Genomic DNA, 6,480 nt, shown 5'->3' with positions numbered 1-6,480 from the left:
CCCAACCACCATTGTCGCGTAAATAGTACGTGAGTGCGCCAAATGTCAGTCATGTTGCGGTGTGCTTAGACAATCAATTGATAGGCTTGTTCGATTACATGATGAATCTGATTTTCGTCCACCGATTCCACCCCTTTCCGTTATCTGGATCCCCATCATGTGCTCTTCTGTTGACAAGACGATGCACCAGCGATTCCATTTCCATACCCTGCACAGAACCCGGCAACGATCATTTTTTATCCGTCAAGGCCATATTTGGGGACAATGACGGATAGGTGCCTGCTTTATAACCGCGAGTTTCCATACAGTATATTCGACGTTACAAATACGCCAACCGGCGGCAGCGAAGTGGAAGACGGTTGGGGCGGGACATAGCCGCTATACTCCGGCAAGCTTATATCTGTTGTCGCTACCCAGGTTCCATACTCACCTGCCTGTAAAGAGGGGGGGAGCATCTGGAGGCGTCCGGTGAGAACCAGATGCCGAAGTTGAATCTGGACATCGTCGTAGATGGATAAATGGCCGGAGTAGGCGGCGTAGGGGGAATGAAACATGATCTGCTGCCCGCTTTCATTCCAGCTTCCTTCAATCGGAATCGGCGTTCCGCGAAATCGGATGGTGCCTTGAATTTGTTGATCCGGCAAAACACGCATCACGAGTTTGCCCCACACAACCGGTCTTCCGGCGACAGATGCATGAACCCCCCATATGGAAAAGGGAGGTACACTCTTTGTACTTGTTTGAGCCGCAACGGACATGATTCATCACTCCTCAAAAGTTGGATCACGTCATTATATGCGTCCTCGGCAAAAATGCCAGTCACGGGGCATGGATTCTTTACAGATAACCGAACAGGATCAAGTAAAAGAAGATGGACAGTATCGTCATCGGGATGCTCCAAACCGGCTTTGTATGATGAAAGCGAAGCATCAGAAACATGTGTACATCAAAGAAAAGCGACCACCAGCAATTCCAGCCGTGGGAGTAGGTAATATAACCGAGGCGATATCCAACCCATTCTACACCGATATAGATCAGCACCCATTTTGCAATGTGAACCGCAGCCTTCCATTCGACTTCTGGAAAACGAGTCAGGTAGAGAAAAGCAGTCAAAGGATAAATGCAAAAGGTGTGCAGCATCACAACGCCGGTATAATTGATCAGTTGATCCGGTTCCAGACGCCACACATAAAATTTTTCGTGCGAAAAAAATTCGTAAAGATTTGGAAGCTACCTTACGATTCCAGAGGCGTCGAACGTCAATTCCTTTCACACATCCTGCAAGGGGGAATTCCTGTGGATTGCTGCGCACCTTCCGATCATGCCGGAATCGTATGTTGACCGGATCAAAACTCAGGTACAGGCTGGCCGCTGCGCATGCGAAATCCACAATCCGCAGGGGACTTGCTGTTTGGGGAATGTGAGCGCTTTTGTACGCGGCTTCAAACGTTCCATGTCATGAAGACGCGTTCATTGGCGAGTGACACAGGGCGCGCGAGCTGCGTCTTCATCGCCGGTCCGCATGCGAATCGAGCATCCCGGTATGCTCCAACTTCAACGAAACATGGATCGTCACGTCCATATCCGGCCATCGTTGGTTCCACTGTTCACGGGTAAATGGCCGTTCCTTCCACCCTACCGTGTGCATTCCCAGCCCGAACGGATCGACTCTTAACGCCTGCGTTCGATCGATAATCTTCTCCAGCTTCTCCTGGATTCTCCGTTCAAGTTTACGCTCGAACTCCTGCAGTTCCCGTGGGCTGTCCGTCTTCTGTCCAGCGGGGACTTCTTCCACCCGTCCTTTAAGCATCACGTCAATATGAACGTTCCGGAACGAATCGGTAAAATGAATTTGCCGCTCGGTTTTGATACTGCCGAGCACGACATCCGCCTCCGATAGCGGCACCGTCTTTTGAACGCCTCTCTTTTCACGCAGCATTTGGAAAAAGACGTCATCGGACAGCGGAATCTTTCCGACCATCTTATCCCCGCGGAACAGCGCCGTCCCGGAATAACGAAGTTCATTGTTCGCGACGGCGTAATAGGGAAGAACCGGATCGGCATAAGGGTTGTACACCCTGGCCAGGAATTCATGCACGTTGCTTGTCGTCAATTGCCCTTGCTTTTCGTAGTGCGCAAACATTTTGTACAGATACAAGTCGATTTCCTCCTGCCCGCTCTGCATCTGCCTGTTCAAATATCCGATCATATCGCCACGCACAACAGAGAGAAACACGCGGCTGGAAATTTCGGGATCACGCAGTAACGTATCGAGCAGAGACGTCAGCCCCCGGTTAGCCATGGCTTCGGAGAAGAAAATCATTCGGATCTGCCCCCCTTTCGTTTCCCGGTAATACTTCAAGTTTCGTAAGTATCTCCCTTCGATTAACGTATTGGAGGACGTGGTAATCACGCTCTTTTTCTCTTTCTTCAGCGGGGGAATGATGGTAGACAGCTTTACGGATCCGTCGTTCCCTTCATCCAGATAAAGCAATACAACCGGCGATATTTCCTCAATGGTATTGGTTTTATCGACAAACGAGCAACCGCCGAGAACAAGCAACGCCAGTAATAGAAGAAGCGGTTTATGACGAGCCGCCGGCATGTCGGACCCTCCATTTCCTGCGAATCGTGATCCATCCCAAGAGGAAGAAGCCAAAAGGCAAAACGGTATAGGTGCTGGCATCCAGCCATGAAAGCCAGGTGATCCACTCCTTGGCTTTCCATTCATCCGGCCATATCCAGCGACCGGCCATCCATGTCAGCAGAAGCATCATCAAAAACGCCAACCAAAACGGCGCTCTTCCTTCTGAAAGACGACTGCGCGCAAGACATTGGATTGCTCCCGCCGCATACAATAGAAGGATGGCGACGACGTAAACGACGGAAATGGCGTAGGCTGGAATCAGAATCATTTCCAGCCGTTCGGCGAAAGGAAGCTGAATATACCGGATCAGATCGACGATCGGCAAGTCTTGCCGCTGCAAATAATCAGATCCGTAAAACGTCAGGCAAATGACAAAAAAGAATATGTATTCGAATGCGGTAAATGCATTGGCGGAAATCAGAGCCGTTTTCAATTTCTTCGCGTCTACCGCCTCTTTCGGCAATGCCAGCATATATTCGGGACCGGAGAACGCCGCCCATATCGTAAGAAAGGTTTGCCAATCTCCCTTGGGCATGTGCTCCGGAAGAAGAGGGAGCAGATGGCGGTATTCGGCAGCCGGCGGAAACGCAAACGGCACGTACAGGAAGGTAACCCATATCGTGCCGACAAACGCAACGATCGCAAAACGAACGGTCTTCTCCATGCCCAATCGAGCCAGGTATACGCAAGCACACAATAGCAGGATGCCAAACAACGTAGCATGTAAGGCAGGAAACAAAATATGATGCACAATATCGACATAACCCATCATCAGCACGATGCCTTTCATCAAAACAGCGAACAGCCCCGCAAGCAAAAACAGGAAAGACACCGCCGATCCCAACGTGCGGACGATGCCGAGATAACCGCCGGGCGTTTCTTTCCATGCAAAACAGCGGGCAATCATCAAAATGTTGAGGTGCGAGCATCCCGCCGCCAGCAGGATGAGGCCGATCATAACCGGCTCCGCAAGCACACTGGGCAAATATAAAAGATAATATAACGTTTGCATCCGGTTCGCCCAGAAGGCGAGGGACAAGAAACCGAAGGGCGCTGAAATCGAAAACAAACCGGCCGAACCTACACGAGAAGCCATCACGGTTTCCTCCCGGTAACGCGCATCCGCTGCAGCGGCTTCAAATAAGCCGGCCTTGTGCGCATCCTGGACAGCGGAGCACGAAACACCGTATCTTTCCAGTCGCTTGCGAAAAACGGGCTCAGCGGGGACAAATACGGTTGCCCGAGCGAAGTCAATCCGTGCAGGTGGATGCACAGCCAGAGCAATCCGAACCCAATGCCCCACATGCCCAGCCATGCCGCCAGAATGAGCAGGGCAAATTGGAGCAGTTTGCTCGCGTTCGTCATCAAATAATTGGGTACGAGAAACGAGGCGATGGCGGAGATGGAGATCACAATGACCATCACATTGCTAGCGATCCCTGCATCCACGGCCGCTTGACCGATGACAATACCGCCCACGATGCCGAGCGTTTGGCCGGATTTGGTTGGCATGCGCAAACTGGCTTCCTTTAATATCTCCAGCGTCAGCAGCATGAGCAGCGCTTCCCAGAACGGAGGATACGGAATTTCACTGCGGGATTGCATCAGGACAAACAGCATCTCCAGCGGAACCATCTGATAATGGTGAACCGTCACCGCCACGTAAGCCGGGGTCAAAAACAGAGCAATTACGAACGCGACAAAACGAAGCCCCCGCAGGAAGCTGCCCACCATCCATCGGTGAATATAGTCCTCCGGGGACTGAAACAGATCAAAGAACGTAATGGGCGCTACAAGCGCAAACGACGTGTTGTCCACCAGCCAGACCACTTTGCCGCTGGCCAGCGCCGCGGCCAGCACGTCCGGACGGTCCGTCTGTTGAAATTGCGGAAAAACGCTGTTGACGTGGTCCTCCATCAAAGCGGAGATATGGGAGGAATCGAGAAGAACATCGAAATCAAATTGATTCGTTTTCATCTCTGCGATCCGCACCAGCTCCGGATTGACAATACCCTCCATGTACAGCAGCACAACAGAGGTTTTGCTTAACGATCCGGCGGTCCATTTCTTTGACTTTAGGCTTGCTACGGGCAGCCGGCGACGGATTAAGGTCAAGTTTTTGTCAAGGCGCTCGTTCAGGCTGTCTTTAGGACCGTACACAATCGATTCCTGCTCGGAAGAATCGATAGTGCGGCCGAGTTGATCCTGCTTTTTGACCGCGCAAACGTTCCCGATCTCATCAAAAACAAGAATTCCTCCCTGCAGGATGAGTTCTTCGGCTTGCTGCAACGTCGTTACGTCCACCCGATCTTCGGAAATCACCTTTTGTCCTGCTTGTTCGTCCGGGGCATGCAAAAGGGGAAGCACGATGTCGCTTTCGACCTGTTTTTGATCCACAAAGGAACGGATGTAAAACAGCTTGACTTTCCGCACTCCCGCATCCAACTCATGCACCTGTGCATCGTGAATATCGTGAAACAATTGCTGCACGTGCTGCGGAGACAAGTTGCCTGCGGGAGGTTGAGTGTCGGCTTCATTTGGCGTATAGCTTTTGTCTTGCTTTTTAAACCAGCCGATCCAATGCATCGGCTCCCCTCCTTTCGCATTTAGTCCATGTATTATTTTTCCCGATATGACAAAAAACATGCCTCGCAGTTCCAGGTTGTTGGCAGTCCTGAGATTATGAGTCGGTTCGTGAAAAACCACGGGCTTCCTACGAGGCCACTGAAAAAAGTCCCCTCGCCTTCTTTCTGCGATGCAAAAAGTCCGTTTTTAGCCTGTGAGACGGCTTTAAACGGACTTTTCCTTATTTTCCTGCAACATCAAACTTAAAAATCGATGCATCACAGAAAAAACGTATCTTTTTCAGCGGCCTCCTTCCTGCCGATGACTTGATTCGTGAACATTTCGCAAACACTGATTCTCCCAGTTGTTGCAGAAGTCCTCATACACTTGCTCGACTCCGCTGTCGGCTATCATGTGTCTGGCCAGAAAGTCGTACCAGAACTGATCGAAAGACAAAGGCATCCGGGTTCCATATTGGGAACGAAGGGTTACATAACGGTCCCAGATTTTGATTCGGAATGCTGCCAACTCATCACATCGCTCCATGTCGGTTCGCCTTTAAGCGGCGCTGGTGCCGCTGGGTATTTCTGACGTTTTCGCTCTTTCTTCGGCCAGCTTTTGAAATTGTTTCGCTCTTTCCAGATGAAAGGCACGCAATTGGTCGTGATATTGAGCCATTTTCATGTGCCAGTCGTGCATTTGCCTGACGTAAGCGGCGTGGTCATGCGTAAACATGGGCATTGCCTGTTTAGTAAACTGCATTCAAAACCATTCCTCCTTGGGTAGGTGAATTTTGAACTTACAGCATCAGTCTATGGCAGACGTGTAGAAGCGACACCGGCATCCGCCCGGTTTCCGGTCATTTTTATCGGGTTGTTTGTCTATACGCAGGCGGAGACACATCCTTCCTTACTTCGGCATAGGCTAAATGGTAACGAGAATGAGGAGGAGATTTCATCGTGTATGCTTATCCGAATGGAATGTACAGGGAAACGGCAAATCCCGCATTATCCACAGTAACCTTGGTTGACCCGTATTTTTATCACACCTTGCGCTCGCTTCAAGGAAAGCCGGTGGTTATTGAAACGTTTCGGGGCCCTGTTCGGGGTACGATAACCGACGTGAAACCGGATCATGTCTTGCTGCAAACAGACAATTCCTCATTTTTTCTGCGCACGCAGCAAATGATTTGGGTTATGCCCTCTTAGCGCTCCGGCGCGGCATGAGACAAACGTTCCCTGTCATAAAGATAATAAGAACTATTAATC

7 protein-coding genes and 1 pseudogene are annotated in these 6,480 nt (G+C 50.7%); 2 read left to right on the top strand and 6 right to left on the bottom strand.

The features are described from left to right. Positions 1-284 precede the first annotated feature (284 nt). Positions 285-758 carry a hypothetical protein gene (locus PHU01S_RS25175; protein WP_107338600.1) on the bottom strand — a complete coding sequence of 158 codons (474 nt, stop codon included), beginning with the start codon at positions 756-758 and terminating at the stop codon, positions 285-287. Positions 759-837: 79 nt separating this feature from the next. Continuing rightward, the gene (locus PHU01S_RS25170) at positions 838-1,188 is read right to left on the bottom strand and encodes a hypothetical protein (protein ID WP_054943620.1); all 351 of its coding nucleotides are present in this window, start codon (positions 1,186-1,188) and stop codon (positions 838-840) included. A gap of 157 nt (positions 1,189-1,345) precedes the next feature. Here PHU01S_RS25170 and PHU01S_RS27235 point away from each other — a divergent pair. Continuing rightward, a pseudogene (locus PHU01S_RS27235) lies at positions 1,346-1,462 on the top strand (bacterioferritin-associated ferredoxin); the annotation flags it as partial. A gap of 45 nt (positions 1,463-1,507) precedes the next feature. Here PHU01S_RS27235 and PHU01S_RS25165 read toward each other — a convergent pair. The 4 genes from PHU01S_RS25165 to PHU01S_RS25150 form a co-directional block, all read right to left on the bottom strand. Then, positions 1,508-2,605, bottom strand: a complete 1,098-nt coding sequence (locus PHU01S_RS25165; protein WP_159063491.1) for a Ger(x)C family spore germination protein — start codon at positions 2,603-2,605, stop codon at positions 1,508-1,510. Then, on the bottom strand, positions 2,586-3,743 hold the full coding sequence (locus PHU01S_RS25160; protein WP_107338598.1) for a GerAB/ArcD/ProY family transporter: 1,158 nt from the start codon (positions 3,741-3,743) through the stop codon (positions 2,586-2,588). The genes PHU01S_RS25165 and PHU01S_RS25160 overlap by 20 nt, the downstream gene beginning before the upstream one ends. Next, positions 3,743-5,233: a spore germination protein gene (locus PHU01S_RS25155; RefSeq protein ID WP_159063490.1), complete on the bottom strand. Its 1,491-nt coding sequence runs from the start codon at positions 5,231-5,233 to the stop codon at positions 3,743-3,745. Before PHU01S_RS25155 ends, PHU01S_RS25160 begins: the two co-directional genes overlap by 1 nt. A 537-nt stretch (positions 5,234-5,770) precedes the next feature. Then, entirely contained in the window at positions 5,771-5,974 is a 204-nt protein-coding gene (locus PHU01S_RS25150; RefSeq protein ID WP_028407024.1) for a hypothetical protein, read from the bottom strand. 218 nt (positions 5,975-6,192) lie between these two features. Between PHU01S_RS25150 and PHU01S_RS25145 the strand changes: the two genes are divergently transcribed. Next, a complete protein-coding gene (locus PHU01S_RS25145; RefSeq protein ID WP_155615381.1) occupies positions 6,193-6,420 on the top strand; it encodes a YuzF family protein in 228 nt (75 codons plus the stop codon). Positions 6,421-6,480: the final 60 nt, after the last annotated feature.

The organism is Paenibacillus humicus NBRC 102415, from assembly GCF_004000905.1.
Classification (GTDB): Bacteria; Bacillota; Bacilli; order Paenibacillales; family Paenibacillaceae; genus Paenibacillus_O; species Paenibacillus_O humicus.
This window is presented reverse-complemented; position numbering and strand designations above follow the sequence as displayed.

Excerpts from the sequence above, each read along its gene's own strand:
- PHU01S_RS25175 (WP_107338600.1), bottom strand. The coding sequence starts at position 758 with ATGTCCGTTGCGGCTCAAACAAGTACAAAGAGTGTACCTCCCTTTTCC.
- PHU01S_RS25165 (WP_159063491.1), bottom strand. The coding sequence starts at position 2,605 with ATGCCGGCGGCTCGTCATAAACCGCTTCTTCTATTACTGGCGTTGCTT.
- PHU01S_RS25160 (WP_107338598.1), bottom strand. The coding sequence starts at position 3,743 with ATGGCTTCTCGTGTAGGTTCGGCCGGTTTGTTTTCGATTTCAGCGCCC.
- PHU01S_RS25155 (WP_159063490.1), bottom strand. The coding sequence starts at position 5,233 with ATGCATTGGATCGGCTGGTTTAAAAAGCAAGACAAAAGCTATACGCCA.
- PHU01S_RS25150 (WP_028407024.1), bottom strand. The coding sequence starts at position 5,974 with ATGCAGTTTACTAAACAGGCAATGCCCATGTTTACGCATGACCACGCC.
- PHU01S_RS25145 (WP_155615381.1), top strand. The coding sequence starts at position 6,193 with ATGTACAGGGAAACGGCAAATCCCGCATTATCCACAGTAACCTTGGTT.